The organism is Noviherbaspirillum malthae (assembly GCF_015352985.1).
GTDB lineage: Bacteria > Pseudomonadota > Gammaproteobacteria > Burkholderiales > Burkholderiaceae_D > Noviherbaspirillum > Noviherbaspirillum malthae.
Map to the genome: position 1 here is coordinate 1 of NZ_JACYXF010000113.1, position 12,811 is coordinate 12,811.

10 protein-coding genes and 1 pseudogene are annotated in these 12,811 nt (G+C 60.0%); 3 read left to right on the forward strand and 8 right to left on the reverse strand.

Annotated elements, in window-relative coordinates; all coding sequences use genetic code 11:
* Positions 1–205 (reverse strand): annotated as a pseudogene (locus IGW03_RS35890) (amino acid ABC transporter substrate-binding protein); the annotation flags it as partial.
* 485 nt (positions 206–690) lie between these two features.
* Between IGW03_RS35890 and IGW03_RS35895 the strand changes: the two are divergent.
* Entirely contained in the window at positions 691–1,596 is a 906-nt protein-coding gene (locus tag IGW03_RS35895) for a transporter substrate-binding domain-containing protein (protein ID WP_194727180.1), read from the forward strand.
* A 51-nt stretch (positions 1,597–1,647) separates the two neighbouring features.
* Here IGW03_RS35895 and IGW03_RS35900 read toward each other — a convergent pair whose 3' ends face one another.
* Both IGW03_RS35900 and IGW03_RS35905 read right to left on the reverse strand, forming a co-directional pair.
* Positions 1,648–3,003, reverse strand: coding sequence for a sigma-54-dependent transcriptional regulator (locus IGW03_RS35900; protein WP_194727181.1), 1,356 nt, complete (start codon positions 3,001–3,003; stop codon positions 1,648–1,650).
* Entirely contained in the window at positions 2,996–4,945 is a 1,950-nt protein-coding gene (locus tag IGW03_RS35905) for a sensor histidine kinase (RefSeq protein ID WP_194727182.1), read from the reverse strand. The genes IGW03_RS35900 and IGW03_RS35905 overlap by 8 nt, the downstream gene beginning before the upstream one ends.
* 333 nt (positions 4,946–5,278) lie before the next feature.
* On the opposite strand from IGW03_RS35905, the gene IGW03_RS35910 reads away from it, so the two are divergent.
* Positions 5,279–6,292, forward strand: coding sequence for a LysR family transcriptional regulator (locus IGW03_RS35910; RefSeq protein ID WP_194727183.1), 1,014 nt, complete (start codon positions 5,279–5,281; stop codon positions 6,290–6,292).
* A 199-nt stretch (positions 6,293–6,491) separates the two neighbouring features.
* On the opposite strand, the gene IGW03_RS35915 is transcribed toward IGW03_RS35910, so the two are convergent.
* From IGW03_RS35915 to pcaH, 5 genes are all read right to left on the reverse strand, one after another.
* Positions 6,492–6,725 carry an SH3 domain-containing protein gene (locus tag IGW03_RS35915; RefSeq protein WP_194727184.1) on the reverse strand — a complete coding sequence of 78 codons (234 nt, stop codon included), beginning with the start codon at positions 6,723–6,725 and terminating at the stop codon, positions 6,492–6,494.
* Between the two features lie 161 nt (positions 6,726–6,886).
* Positions 6,887–8,080, reverse strand: coding sequence for an MFS transporter (locus IGW03_RS35920; RefSeq protein WP_194727185.1), 1,194 nt, complete (start codon positions 8,078–8,080; stop codon positions 6,887–6,889).
* Positions 8,077–9,219: a HesA/MoeB/ThiF family protein gene (locus IGW03_RS35925; protein ID WP_194727186.1), complete on the reverse strand. Its 1,143-nt coding sequence runs from the start codon at positions 9,217–9,219 to the stop codon at positions 8,077–8,079. The genes IGW03_RS35920 and IGW03_RS35925 overlap by 4 nt, the downstream gene beginning before the upstream one ends.
* A gap of 596 nt (positions 9,220–9,815) precedes the next feature.
* A complete protein-coding gene (pcaG, locus tag IGW03_RS35930; protein ID WP_228536307.1) occupies positions 9,816–10,454 on the reverse strand; it encodes a protocatechuate 3,4-dioxygenase subunit alpha in 639 nt (212 codons plus the stop codon).
* A complete protein-coding gene (gene pcaH / locus IGW03_RS35935; RefSeq protein ID WP_228536308.1) occupies positions 10,451–11,194 on the reverse strand; it encodes a protocatechuate 3,4-dioxygenase subunit beta in 744 nt (247 codons plus the stop codon). Before pcaH ends, pcaG begins: the two co-directional genes overlap by 4 nt.
* A 108-nt stretch (positions 11,195–11,302) precedes the next feature.
* Between pcaH and pcaQ the strand changes: the two genes are divergently transcribed.
* Positions 11,303–12,244, forward strand: coding sequence for a pca operon transcription factor PcaQ (pcaQ, locus tag IGW03_RS35940; protein ID WP_194727187.1), 942 nt, complete (start codon positions 11,303–11,305; stop codon positions 12,242–12,244).
* Positions 12,245–12,811 lie beyond the last annotated feature (567 nt).

Sequence of the window (12,811 nt, forward strand, 5' to 3'; positions counted from 1 at the left end):
CGGCCTTCATGCACAAATCGATCGAGTAGCCCTGGTAGGACTGCTTGTCATCGAGGTAGGAGAAGGGAATGGAAGAGTCGCGCACGCCCAGGGTGATGGTGCCGCTGTCCTTGATTTTCTTGAGCGTGGGGCTCTCCTGCGCCTGCGCGCCTCCCGCGATGAGACCTGCGCCGGCCAGGGCGATGAGCAAGCTGTTGACCTTCATGACTTCTCCTTGATTAAGCGATGCACGATGTACGACGGAATGTGATTGCGTATGATCACGTTGCGAATGCCGCAGTGATACTGCAGTCGGACCGAATCCTAGGGTAACGAATGGGCCCAAATCCAATGCTTTGTTGACATTTGGCGATGCAGAAAACGCATCACTCGTCATGCGAGTTTCGAAGCACGCACTCTGTACGAAATGGCGTGTGGATTGCCACACGGTTTTAACGCAGCCCAGTTTCCGCGAGTTGGGAAAAGCTTTGAAAATCAATCGCTTGCAAAATACCGCGGCACTGCTTTTCCTGTAGGTCATGTTTCAGGCAAAGACTTTGCAGCGCATCCTGAACGGCAAAATTTTTTTGCATCGCAGGCTTGTCCGATGCATGAAAGCTTGCACAAAGCCTCCATGCCGACGAGCGCGGACATGGAAGGATTTATGCGGTACAGTGCCACCCGAGACTGTCACTCCCTATCGATCCCAGCATGAGAATCACCGCTTTTGTTGCCGCCCTTGCCGTCGCATCCACGCTCGCCGCCCGCGCCGATGCGCAGGAATCGCCGACACTGCGCAAGATCAAGGAGACCGGCATCATTACCATCGGCTTCAGCGAAGGCACGATTCCTTTTTCCTACATCGACCGCAAGCCGCAGCCGATCGGCTACTCGATCGATATCTGTTCCCGTATCGTCGATGCGGTCAAGGCGCGGCTCGGACTGCCTTACCTGCAGGTGAAATACACGCCGGTCACCAGCGCGAACCGGCTTTCCGTGATTGCCAACGATATTGTCGATCTGGCATGCGGAACTTCGACCAACAACGTCGAACGCCAGAAAACGGTGGCCTTTACCGTGACGACCTTCGTTGCCTCGGCGGGCGTCGTCGTCAAGCAGCGCAACGATATTCGCGATGTAAGCGGGCTGGCCGGCAGGACCGTGGTGACCACTGCGGGCTCCACCAGTCTTGCCTCATTGGTAGCACTCAACCGTTCGCGCGGACTTGGCCTGTCTATCGTCGCGGCACGCGATCATGTGGCGTCGTTCTCGATGCTGGAAGCCGATCGTGCCGCCGCATTCGTGATGGACGACGTGCTGCTGCACGGATTTGTCGCCAATGCCGACGAGCCCTCCGACTATCGCATCCTTCATCTCGGTTTGTCGGTAGAGCCTTACGGCATCATCCTGCGCAAGAAGGATCCGGAATTCAAGACGCTTGCGGACGAAGCCATCGTCAGGATGTTCAAGAGCGGCGAGATCACCCAGCTCTACCACAAGTGGTTCCAGTCGCCGATCCCGCCGAACAACGTCAATCTCGGCTTTCCAATGAGCGCCGCGTTCAAGAAGCTGATTGCCGAACCAACAGATTCACCGGAACCAAACGATTACAGGTGACCGCGACGAGCAGGACAGTCTTTATCGCGGCTCGCCCTTTGCCGGCCGGAGTCACGCTTCCGCATCGGACAGCGTACGGTACTGGTCGATGGCGATGCCATGGCGATGCAGTTTGTCGTAAAGCGTTTTCTTGGCGATGCCGAGCGCTTCGCAAACCGGCATCGGGCGGCCCTGGTATTGCCTGAGTGCCTGTTCGATCAGCGCCTTCTCCACGATGTCCAGCTGCTGGCTCAGTGTCAGCGGCTGCCCGCTTGCAGCCCGGGAGTTTTGTCCCGCAAGTCCGAGCACATAGCGGTCGGCGACGTTGCGCAGTTCGCGCACGTTGCCGGGCCAGTCGTCAGCCATCAGGCTTCGGACGTAATGACCGTCTACCGTGGGCGCGTCCCGTCCGTAGCGTACCGCCGCCTGCAGCACGAAATGCTCGAACAGCATCGGTATGTCTTCGCGCCGCTCGCGCAGCGGCGGCAATTCGAGTACCGCAACGTTGAGCCGGTAGTACAGGTCGCTGCGGAATTTCTGCTGTTCGCTGAGTTCACGCAGGTCAGCCTTGGTGGCGGCCACGATGCGGAAGTCGACTGCAATTTCCTCGTTCGATCCGAGGCGTTCAAGCTTGCGTTCCTGCAGCACACGCAACAGCTTGACCTGCAGTGCCACCGGCATGCTTTCGATTTCATCGAGCATCAGCGTGCCACGGTTGGCGTGCTCCAGCTTGCCGATGCGGCGTTTGCCTGCGTTGGTAAAGGCGCCCGCTTCATGGCCGAAGATTTCGCTTTCAAACAGCGTATCCGGAAGACCGCCGCAATTGAGTGCAACGAAATTGGCGTCGCGCCTGCGGCCGTATTCGTGCAGGCAGCGCGCCACCAACTCCTTGCCGGTGCCGGTCTCGCCGATGATGAGCACGTCGGCCGAAGTATCCGCAAGGTTGAGCACCTGCCGCCGCAGCGTCTGCATCGCAGGAGAATTGCCGAGCAGCACCGCATCGACGCCACGCTTGTCTTCCAGTTCCCGGCGAAGCCTGTCGACTTCCACGGTCAAGGTGCGCTTTTCCAGCGCCCGCCTGGCCACATCGACCAGCCGCTCCATCGCGAACGGCTTTTCAATGAAATCGTAAGCGCCTTCCTGCATCGCTTGCACGGCCATCGATACATCGCCATGACCGGTCACGACGATGACGGGAATCGAAGGATCGACACCGATCACATGCCGCAGCAGGCCGAAACCATCCATTTTCGGCAGCCGCACATCGGTAATGAGGATGCCCGCAAAACCTGCCGACAGATGAGGCAGCGCTTCTTCCGCCGAAGCGCAGGGACGCACCTCGAACCCCGAGAGCTCCAGCGTCTCGGCGACGCTGCTGCGAACCGAAGGATCATCCTCGACGAAGAGAATCATGAAGCCTTCAAACATGATGCATTTCTCCAATGGCTTTGAGATCGAATTCGAATACCGCGCCGACCTCGTCATTGCGGGCACGTAAAACACCGCCGAACTCGCGCACGATGCCCGACGAGATCACCAGTCCCAGACCCAGCCCTTCACCTTGCGGCTTGGTGCTGAAGAACGGTTCGAACAGATGCGTTATTGCATCGGCAGGAATACCGGCGCCGCTGTCGGCAATGCGTATCATCACACGGCCATCAGGAATCTCATCATCGCCTTGGCTCTGCGGCTGCGCTGAGATGGCAAGTGTTCTCGCGGCTTGCGCTGGCAGGTCCTGCATTGCATCGAGCGCGTTGGCCATCAGGTTGATGAGCACCTGCTCCAGCCTGTTCGCATCGCACAGCACCCGCAGCCCGGGCGGAATGCGCACATTCGTTTCCACTTGCGCGGCATTTACCCGTCCCTGCAGAAGAAACAGGGCATTGTCGACCGACTCGGCAAGCACAACCGGGTTGAGCGTCAGCGGAGCCTTGCGCGCAAAGGATTTCAACTGCGCGGTGATGCGTCCCATGCGTTCCGTCATTGCGCTGATGGCATCGAGATTGTGACTGAGGCGTTCGCTGTTGCCGCGCTGATGCGAGAGCTTGGCATTGTGCGACAGTGAGCGCAGGGCGGTCAGCGGCTGGTTGATTTCATGGGTAATGCCGGCGGCCATTTGTCCGAGCACCGCCAGCTTGCTGGCCTGCACGAGTTCATCCTGCGCTTCCCGCAGTTCGTATTCCGTGCGCCTGCGCTCGACGATCTCGCGCCGCAGCTCGGCATTGCGCGCGTTCAGCTCGGCGGTGCGTTCCTGCACCTTCAACTCGAGATCGTCATGCGCCTTGCGCAGGTCGCGGGCAGCCTGGGCACGTATGCGCGCAACCCGGCGGCGCTGGGCGAAGTAGAGACCGAGCAGGGCGAGAAAGGCGGTGAAAGCGCCGGCGCCGAAGCCGGCATATCGGGCATTGCTTGTGACATCCGACGCGTCCGACAGCGTGACGATATGCCAGCCGGTCCTGACCATGAAGCGCTCCTGGGTCATGAATTTTCGTTCCGCCAGGGAAGGGTTCGAGCGCGGCAGCCGCACGAGGTGATTGCCGTGCTCCAGCGGACCTTCGATCATGATGCCGAGCGGCGCGATGAGACGGGAAGCGCCGTCTTCCGCCTGCACATGCCCTGTGTGCCGGGCTTTCCTGAGCGCCGAGATCAGCTTTGTGGTTTGATATTTCCATTCCGATACCGAGGAAATGACGATCATGTCATTGGCATCGACCACCAGCAGCTTTTCACTCTGCGGGTGGCTGAGCGACGCGGCCCAAGTCGATTCGACGGGAGCCAGGCTGATCTTGACGACCGCTGCTCCGACGATCGCGCCCTCGCGGCGGATCGACTGGGCGAAATAGAATTCCGGCGATTCCAGGTCGATGTTCGGCGCGAAGAAGCCGGCTTGGCCGTCTTCGATCGCGCGCCGGAAGTAAGTCGTCTCCGACAGATCCTGTCCGACCAGGCTCTCCGGCCGGAACCAGTTGCTGGAGGCACGCACGATGCCCTTGGTGTCCATGGCAAAAATGGCGATCGATCCGGCGCGCACATTGAGGCTGGACAGGCGGCGGTTGGCTTTGCGTATCAGCTGCGGATCATCGGTGCCGCCGAGGAGGGCCAGAATGTCCGGATCGAGTTCCAGCAGGCTTGGCAGATAGTCATGCTTGCCGAGTTCGCTCTCGAGGCCGGCCACGTACAGGTCAAGCTGGTGGACGGAGACTTCGTCGAGTGCGTCATAGCCCTTTCGCTCCGCCCAATGATAGGCCGGCCAGGCGGCCGTCAGGCTGAGCAGGGCGATGGCAATCCAGGCGGCGACATTCGGCATGCCCCGTTCATTGCGCTTGCGCGCTGCTTTCGCTGAATTCTCTGGCCCGACGTCGTCTTGCATAGGCGCTGCTGTGTTGTGCTGTGTTGATTCGTTGGCAATGCCTCTGTCCGTACGGACCGGCCGGCAGATCGCGCATGGTTGAATGGCGCTCACTATACACGCGGGCGAAGGCGCATGCCGCACGCCGGTGTAATGTGCCAAGGCAGCAGCAAGGAGCATGCCGGCCTGCCTTGCCTGTCTGCGGGCGCCGATCGTATGGATTTCCGCGCAACCGGGGAGTCCGGAGTGTGATTTTGCACACGCATGCTTCAGCCATGCGGGGCATACGCTGGCGCATGCGATTGGCATGCTTCGTGCTGTAAGAAGCCGGAATCAACGCCGGAGCCGAACCCGATGGAAACCAAATGGCTTGAAGACTTCATCTGCCTCGCCGAAACGCAAAGCTTCCGACGCGCCGCCGACGCGCGCCATGTGTCGCAGCCTGCATTCTCCCGTCGCATCCAGGCGCTGGAAGCCTGGCTCGGTGCGGAACTGGTCGACCGCAAGGCGCTGCCTACACGGCTGACTCCCACCGGCAAGGCATTCTACGAGCAGGCGCTAGACATGCTCAGCCAGATCAACGGCGTGCGCGCGGAGATGGGCACGAAGAAGCCAGCGGTGCAGACCGCCATCGACTTCGCGGCACCGCATACCCTGTCGCTGAATTACATGCCGCAGTGGCTGACTTCGGTGCAGAAAGGATTCGGGAGTTTCCCGGTGCGGCTGCTCAACCAGAATGTGCATGACGCGGTCATGACCATGGTCGACGGCGGCTGCGACTTGCTCTTGTGCTATCACCATCCCCGACAAGCGGTGCAGCTGGACACCGGCCGCTATGACATGCTGGTGCTCGGGCGCGAAACCCTGCGTCCATATGCGCGCCGTCTTGAGGACGGCAGCCCGGAGTTTTCCGTGCTGGACCAGGAGGCTGCGCCCCTGCCTTTCCTGTCCTACTCGCCCAACACCTTCTTCGGCCGCATGATCGAGCTTATCCTGCGCCAGACAAGATGCACGCTTGCCTTCGACAAGCGTTACGAGACGGACATGGCCGAAGGGGTGAAGATGATGGCGTTACAGGGACAGGGACTGGCCTTTCTGCCGGAATCGATGGTAGCCGGGGATGTCGCGGACCGGCTGGCGCCCGCCGACGGCGGGCGGCCGGAATGGTCTGTGCAGATGGATATCAGGCTATACCGGGAGCGCCCCACTGCGCAACGGTCAGGCAAGTCCACCGTGTCGCGGCTGTGGACCTATCTGGCAGATCGGGAACACACCTTGCACGGCAACGAAAGTATGCAACGAAGCATGCCGGGCATGGATACCGCTGCGGCAGCGAAGCAACGGCAGCAATACGTCGGCGCTTGTTGATGCTGCTTGAGGTTGGTCCGCGGTTCATCCGCCACTTGACATGATCACCAGTCCGTCGAGGCTGTCTGCAGCTGGTCCGTCTGGCATTGTCCTTGATGAAAACGGGAATGCGGTTGTGCTTCTCTCTCGGCATCGGATCGTTGGGCGACCCGACTTATTCAGGTCGCCTTCGGCGATCAGGCTTGGGATCTATGCTGACTTATTTTGTCATCGATTGACTTGGAGATGGCTGCAGAGAACTTAATTCTTGCGCAGTCAGCCAGCCGTCTTTGTTTCCGTTCTGATCGATGAATCGCGCCAGGGCATTATCGTCGACGATCAGTTTCTGGGCTGCGCTTACAGCGAGCTCGCGCGCATTGACAGCGCCGATCCGGCCTTCACTGATCGCTTTCAAATCATTAGTATCGAAGCGATCAACTTTTGCCAGCTGCATCAATTTAATCAGCGCCTTGCTCTCTGCGTTTGTTAACTGTAGCTTTGTCGGATCAGGCGATGGCGACGGATGCCGGATGCGCGTCGATTGCAATGGATGAAATGAAGCGGAAGGGAGGAGACTGCGGCTGGCTTGACATTGCCTGTCGGGCTTCTGTCGACTCAGCTCCCCCGCTGTCTAAGCATCCGCTTCTGGAAAGCCGGCGAGCGCATCGCAATCAGGGAGCCGAGCAGGATGGCGCCTCCGCCGCCCGCCAGCACCGCGACGGCGCTGTGATGACGGTCGAGCAGCAGTCCGCCCAGGAGGCTTGCCGCCGGAATCGCCAGGTAGGAAATCAGACGTGTCACCCCGATTGTCCTGCCCAGCAAACCGCTCGGGACGACCCGTTGCCTGAACGTGAAAAAGGTCACCACCACGACCGACTGGCAGGTTGTCGACAATGCCCAGATCACGGACATGGCGAGCGGCGTCTCGGCCAGGCAGGCCAGCAGCGCGAGTAGACCTGCAAGTGCGCAGCAGCAAACGATCAGCGACGCATCCTCGAAGCGGTTCATCAGGTGCGGGGCCAGGAATGAGCCGGAGACGGCGCCCACGCCTATCACGCCGTAATAAAGCCCGATATCTTCCTGGGCGACGCCGTAGATGGAAGAAAAAATGAACACCAAGTTGGCGCCGATCAGCGCCAGGCCGAAATTGACGCAGAAGAACAGCAGCGAAAAGGTGCTGAGGTTGGCGTCCGACAGCACATAGCGCAGGCCGTCGGCCAGTTCGCGCAGGATGCCGGTTCTGCCGCTGCGAACGGTTTGCGGCTCCTTTGAGCGATAGATCAGCGGCAGCGAGAGCAGGAAGCCGATGCCGCACGCGAGCAGCAGCATTTCCTTCGACGTGAAGGCGAGCATGGCGGCCACCAGTACCGGCGCGAGCACGCGGATCAGATTGTCGGCGGCATTGATGAATGCATTGAAACGCTTCAGCGATTCGGCTTCGAGGATCTCCGGCGCGTAGCTTTGAAACACGGGATGGTGCGTCGCGCCCACGCTGGCCAATGCAAAATTCAGCAGCAGGAGCACGACTGCCAGCGTCGTTCCCGTCCATATTTGCAATGACAGGCAGATCACTGCGGTGATCATGATGCTCACGCAATCGCCGGCCAGCAGGAAGCGGCGCTTGCTGTAGCGGTCGCTCCAGACGCCGGCAAACGGCGTGACCAGGATGAAGGGCGCCATCGCGGTGAAATAGCTCATGGCCGTCCAGGAAGCCGAGCCCGTCAGCTCCAGCACATACAGCGGAATCAGGAAGGCGAGCGTCCATGAGCAGGACGTGGTAGCGATGTAGGACAGGACGAGCTTGATCATCGATCGTCCACCACGACGGTGTCGCCGAGATCGTGGCGATGATGGATGTCGCTGCCGCAGATCCGGCAATCAGGATCGCGTTCCCAGGTTTCGGCGATGCCGACCGACAAGTCGTCGAAGCAGAATTCCTTGAGCTTGTCTGTCAGTTGCGGCGGCTGGCATCCGGTGATGTATTTCACCGCTTCGCTGACGATCATGCCGGCGGTGACGGCCACCAGGGTGACGAAGGCGGGGGCCGGCCGTTCATAGGTGATGTCCTGCTCCTTGTTCATGGTGGTGAGACGCTTGACCAGGCTGTTCTTCCTGCGCGCGGCAGCGAGCCAGCAGGCTTCGCAGCCGCTGATGCCGGGGTCCACCGAATAGAACACCGAGCGCCGTACATCGAGGCCGCCCGAGATGAAGGGGATGCCGTGGCGCACGCAGGCGGCATTCAACCAGTCGCCGATATAGTTCGCCGGCTTGTCGGCGACGCAGATCACGATGTCGTGACCGCGCACGACGCCTGCGACATCCTCGGTCGATTGCAGACGCAGGCTGTGCGTGCGGATGTCCATGCCGCTGCTGAATTCGAGCAGGCGCTTTTTCGCAGTCTCCACCTTCTCCGTGCCGATGTCGGCTTCCTTGTAGAGGATCTGGCGGTTCAGGTTGGACAATTCGATCTTGTCGAAGTCCAGTATGGTGAGGTGCCGGATGCCCAGTGCCGCGAGATCGAACAGGATATGCGTGCCGAGTCCGCCGCAGCCGAGCACGCACACGCCCGCTTCCTGCAGCTTTTCCTGGTACGCAAACTTGTTCTCGCCGAAGGCTGTCATCGATCCGAAGAAATCCATGTTGCGCGAGAAGCGCGTGCGCGATTGCGCATCCAGCGCGCTCTGCAGGTTTTCCTCGGGCAGCTCCACCAGCTTGTGTTCGATGAAATCGTTGACTGCCTTGCGCACCGCGCTTTTCTGCGCTGCGGGCTGTCGCGACAGGACATGCTCGACAATGCCTTCGGCGTCACGCGTGCCGTCGAGGGACATTGTCAGCAGCCACATCGTGCCGTCGGGGTCGGGCAGTTTCGCGTAATGCCCGTTGAATTGCAGGACGACCTGTTCAGGCAGCCGATAGGGTATGACGGTGGGCTTGAGTCTCAATTTCATCTCGTATCCTCGCTCCTTGAAAAACCCGGGGACCATGTCCCCGGGAACCCGAGTACCGCTCTGCCTACTTAGCCGACTGCATGTGCGCTGGCGACCGATGCTTTTTCAAAGGTCATGATGCTCTCCTTCTTGAGGTTGATGACATGCCGACGGCAATAAGCGCATCGGCTCCTGCAGTGCACAGCGCGGCCGCGATGTGAAGCCAAAGCTTAGCGGCGCGGCGGGATATGCCCAGTGCTGAGTCCCGCATGACTGAGCTGTATCAAACCCTGTGTTGCGAAGGCAAAGGAATGCGGCGTCTCGTATCTATGAACTAGATGGGCTGGAGTCGGATTCGAAAAATACATGGGTCATGCGTAGGCCCTACGGGCTTTTATGCATGGTGTTGTTCATGTACGAAAGAGGCTTCACGCACGGACAGTGAAAACCAATCGCGCGAAAGAAGGTAATTGATCGACAGAGGGAATGTAGGCGGCTTCGCGACATGCTGCATCCCGGAGGCGAAGACCGGAGGGACGATACGAAGAGATGCGTGTATGCGCAATGCGTAGTGCCGCAGGCGGAAGCAGCCGAGCGCCTGCTTCCGCCTGCAGATGTCAGATATCGAAGAAGACCGTTTCCTCGGGGCCCTGCAGATTGATGTCGAAGCGGTAGACCACCTGGCCGTTCTCTTCGCTGCGCTGGGCGATCAGCGTCTTGCGGCGCACTTCCCATTCGATCAGGTTGAGGACCGGGTCCTTCGCATTGGCCTCGGTCTCGTCGGAGAAATACATCCGCGTATTGAGGCCGATGTTGATGCCGCGCGCAACGATCCACAGGTTCACATGCGGCGCCATCGGCCTGCCGTTGCGGCCGATGACGCTGCCCGGCTTGATTGTTTCGAAGGTATAGACGCCGCTTTCAAAATCGGAACAGGCGCGTCCCCAGCCGCGGAAGGTCGTGTCGAGAGGCTTTTCCTGCCGGTCGGCAGGATGGTTGTATTTGCCGGCTGCGTTGGCCTGCCAGATTTCGATGAGCACGTCGCGCACCGGCGTGCCCGAACCGTCAAATACCCGGCCCTCGATGCGGATGCGCTCGCCCTGAGTATCGGATCCGGCGAGCACGTTGGTGAAGTTCTTCTCGAAGATATCGAAGCCCGCCGCCTTCGGCGCCAGGCCGATGTGGACGTAGGGGCCGGCGGTCTGCGAGGCGGTTTCCTTCAACTCGCTGAACTGGTTGATCTTCATATGTCTCATTTTCCGCCTCCCTGGACGCGGTTTTCAAAAAGCGTGGCACGGCGGCCCCGCAGCACGATGTCGAACCGATAGGCGAGGCTGTCGAGCTGGATGAAGGCGCTGCGGTCGAGCTGCGCGATCAGGCCGCGCACCGCCTCCTCGTTATCGATCGATTGCAGGATAGGGCACTGCGCGATCAGAGGATCGCCTTCGAAATACAGCTGCGTTACCAGGCGCTGAGCCCAGCCGTCGCCGGAGATGGCGTAATGGATGTGCGCCGGCCGCCAGTCGTTGATGCGGTTGCGCCAGGGGTAGGGGCCCGGCTTGATGGTGCGGTAGAAGTAATAGCCGTTCTGGTCGGTGAGCATGCGTCCGCAGCCGCCGAAGTTGGGATCGATGGGCGCGATGTACTGGTCCTTCTTGTGGCGGTAGCGGCCGCCGGCGTTGGCCTGCCACACTTCGACAAGCGCATTCGGCACCGGACGGCCAAGCTCGTCGAGCACGTAGCCGTGGACCACGATGCGTTCGCCGATCGGCAGGCCGTCCTTGGCGTAGTTCATGATCAGGTCGTTGTCGAGCGGGCCGAGTTCGTCGGGGCTGAACTGCGGGCCTGTGATTTCCGACAGCGAATTCTGCAGCGAGATCAGCGCGTTGCGCGGCGAGCGCAGCACGCTCGTCTTGTAGCCGGGGGTGTAGGCATCGGGATGCACGCTGCGGTCGCGCTGCATGAATTCGCCGAACTGGTCGAGCAAACCGGGCATGGAATGTCTCCTGTAGCAAGGATCAAGGAAAGAAACGAGCCGCCAATGTATCCCTGAATAATATTCATGTAAATTGAAAAGATGCCGGAAATTTCATAACATCCGGTTATGGAAAAAGACAACTTCAGGCAGCGCATCCGGTTGCGCCATATCCATTGCTTTTTGGCCATTGCTCAGGAAGGGAACCTCGGCAAGGCAGCCGAGCGACTGCGCCTGACGCAACCGGCTATTTCCAAGACGCTGGCCGAACTGGAAGATATTGCATCCTGCAAATTGTTCGAGCGTGATCGGCAGGGTGCGCGCCTGACGCCGCAGGGCGAGAATTTCCGGCGGCATGCGCTGGGCGTGCTGGAAGCGCTCGATGCAGTGAGCGATTCGATCGGCCTCGATCCAAGCGTGGAGAGCGCGGTGGTCAATATCGGCGTACTGCCCAGCGTCGGTGCCGACCTGATGCCGTCCGCGCTGGCCGCCTTCCGGTGCAGCCATCCGCAGGCCAGGGTGGCGATACGCACTGCAGCCAATGCGCCGCTGCTGGAGGTGCTCAAGGGTGGGGCAGTCGATTTCGTGCTTGGCCGCATGGCCGATCCTCAGATGATCGTCGGCCTGTCTTTTGAATTACTCTATGTGGAACCGCTTGCACTGCTGGTGCGCGCCGGGCACCCTCTGGCTGCCGCAGCGAATGTATCGCTGGCCGATGTGGTGGCCTGTCCCCTTGTCGTGGCGCCGCCGGGAACAGTGCCGCGCCATCATGCGGAAAGCCTGCTGCGCTCGCGTGGACTGGACCTGCCGTCGCACTGCACCGAGACACTGTCGGTATCCATCGCGCGCCAGATCGTGCTGCAGACCGATGCAATCTGGTTTTCGCCGTCGGGAACGGTGCGCGACGATCTGGAGAGCGGTGCGATGACGTCGTTGCCGGTATCGACCAAGGGCACCGAGGAGCCGGTCGGTCTGCTTCAGCGCAGCGATGCAGCCACGAGCCCTATCGCGCAGGATTTTATCCGTGTACTGCGCGACTTGGCGGCGATGCGGCAGCCATCCAAAATGTAGTGTCTTGGGAGCACCGAACCGGACAGCGGCTAAAGGCTTTTCCATAGGGATACGCAGGCCTTCAATCTTCCAGGAAATGTTATTGGGTACTGCATGCGAACTTCATTTTCACCAGGAAATAGGTCGGTGAAAAATATGCATTTTTTGTACACAAACGTCTGCCAGCATACTGAAACTTCATCTCCGCAATAAGAGAATAACCAACATATTCGGAACGCTGGACTCATTCGTGTTCTGCCTGTCCATTTCCGACCAGCCGGCGGGCGGGACGAAGCCACGTTCCGGCGTGATACGAGAGACGATGGCAAGACAAGAGCACCGAGATGCGTGTGCTGTGCTGCTGCCATCGAATGGTGCTTCGTTCGCCAGATAAAGGCGCGCGAAGCATGCATCAGCAACGAGCCAATTCAGATGAAAGCCATGATCAGCCAATCAACACCCTAGAACTCATTTCATAAATAGGTAGTCAACGCTCTTTTCGACATGACGGGGTTTTCATCATGACGCGAAGAGAAGAACTTACCGATGAACAATGGGCAATTCTTGAGCCGCTTATTCCGGCCCCCG

Coding starts and splice junctions, on each gene's coding strand:
- IGW03_RS35895 (WP_194727180.1), top strand. CDS start 691: ATGAGAATCACCGCTTTTGTTGCCGCCCTTGCCGTCGCATCCACGCTC.
- IGW03_RS35900 (WP_194727181.1), bottom strand. CDS start 3,003: ATGTTTGAAGGCTTCATGATTCTCTTCGTCGAGGATGATCCTTCGGTT.
- IGW03_RS35905 (WP_194727182.1), bottom strand. CDS start 4,945: ATGCAAGACGACGTCGGGCCAGAGAATTCAGCGAAAGCAGCGCGCAAG.
- IGW03_RS35910 (WP_194727183.1), top strand. CDS start 5,279: ATGGAAACCAAATGGCTTGAAGACTTCATCTGCCTCGCCGAAACGCAA.
- IGW03_RS35915 (WP_194727184.1), bottom strand. CDS start 6,725: ATGCAGCTGGCAAAAGTTGATCGCTTCGATACTAATGATTTGAAAGCG.
- IGW03_RS35920 (WP_194727185.1), bottom strand. CDS start 8,080: ATGATCAAGCTCGTCCTGTCCTACATCGCTACCACGTCCTGCTCATGG.
- IGW03_RS35925 (WP_194727186.1), bottom strand. CDS start 9,219: ATGAAATTGAGACTCAAGCCCACCGTCATACCCTATCGGCTGCCTGAA.
- pcaG (WP_228536307.1), bottom strand. CDS start 10,454: ATGAGACATATGAAGATCAACCAGTTCAGCGAGTTGAAGGAAACCGCC.
- pcaH (WP_228536308.1), bottom strand. CDS start 11,194: ATGCCCGGTTTGCTCGACCAGTTCGGCGAATTCATGCAGCGCGACCGC.
- pcaQ (WP_194727187.1), top strand. CDS start 11,303: ATGGAAAAAGACAACTTCAGGCAGCGCATCCGGTTGCGCCATATCCAT.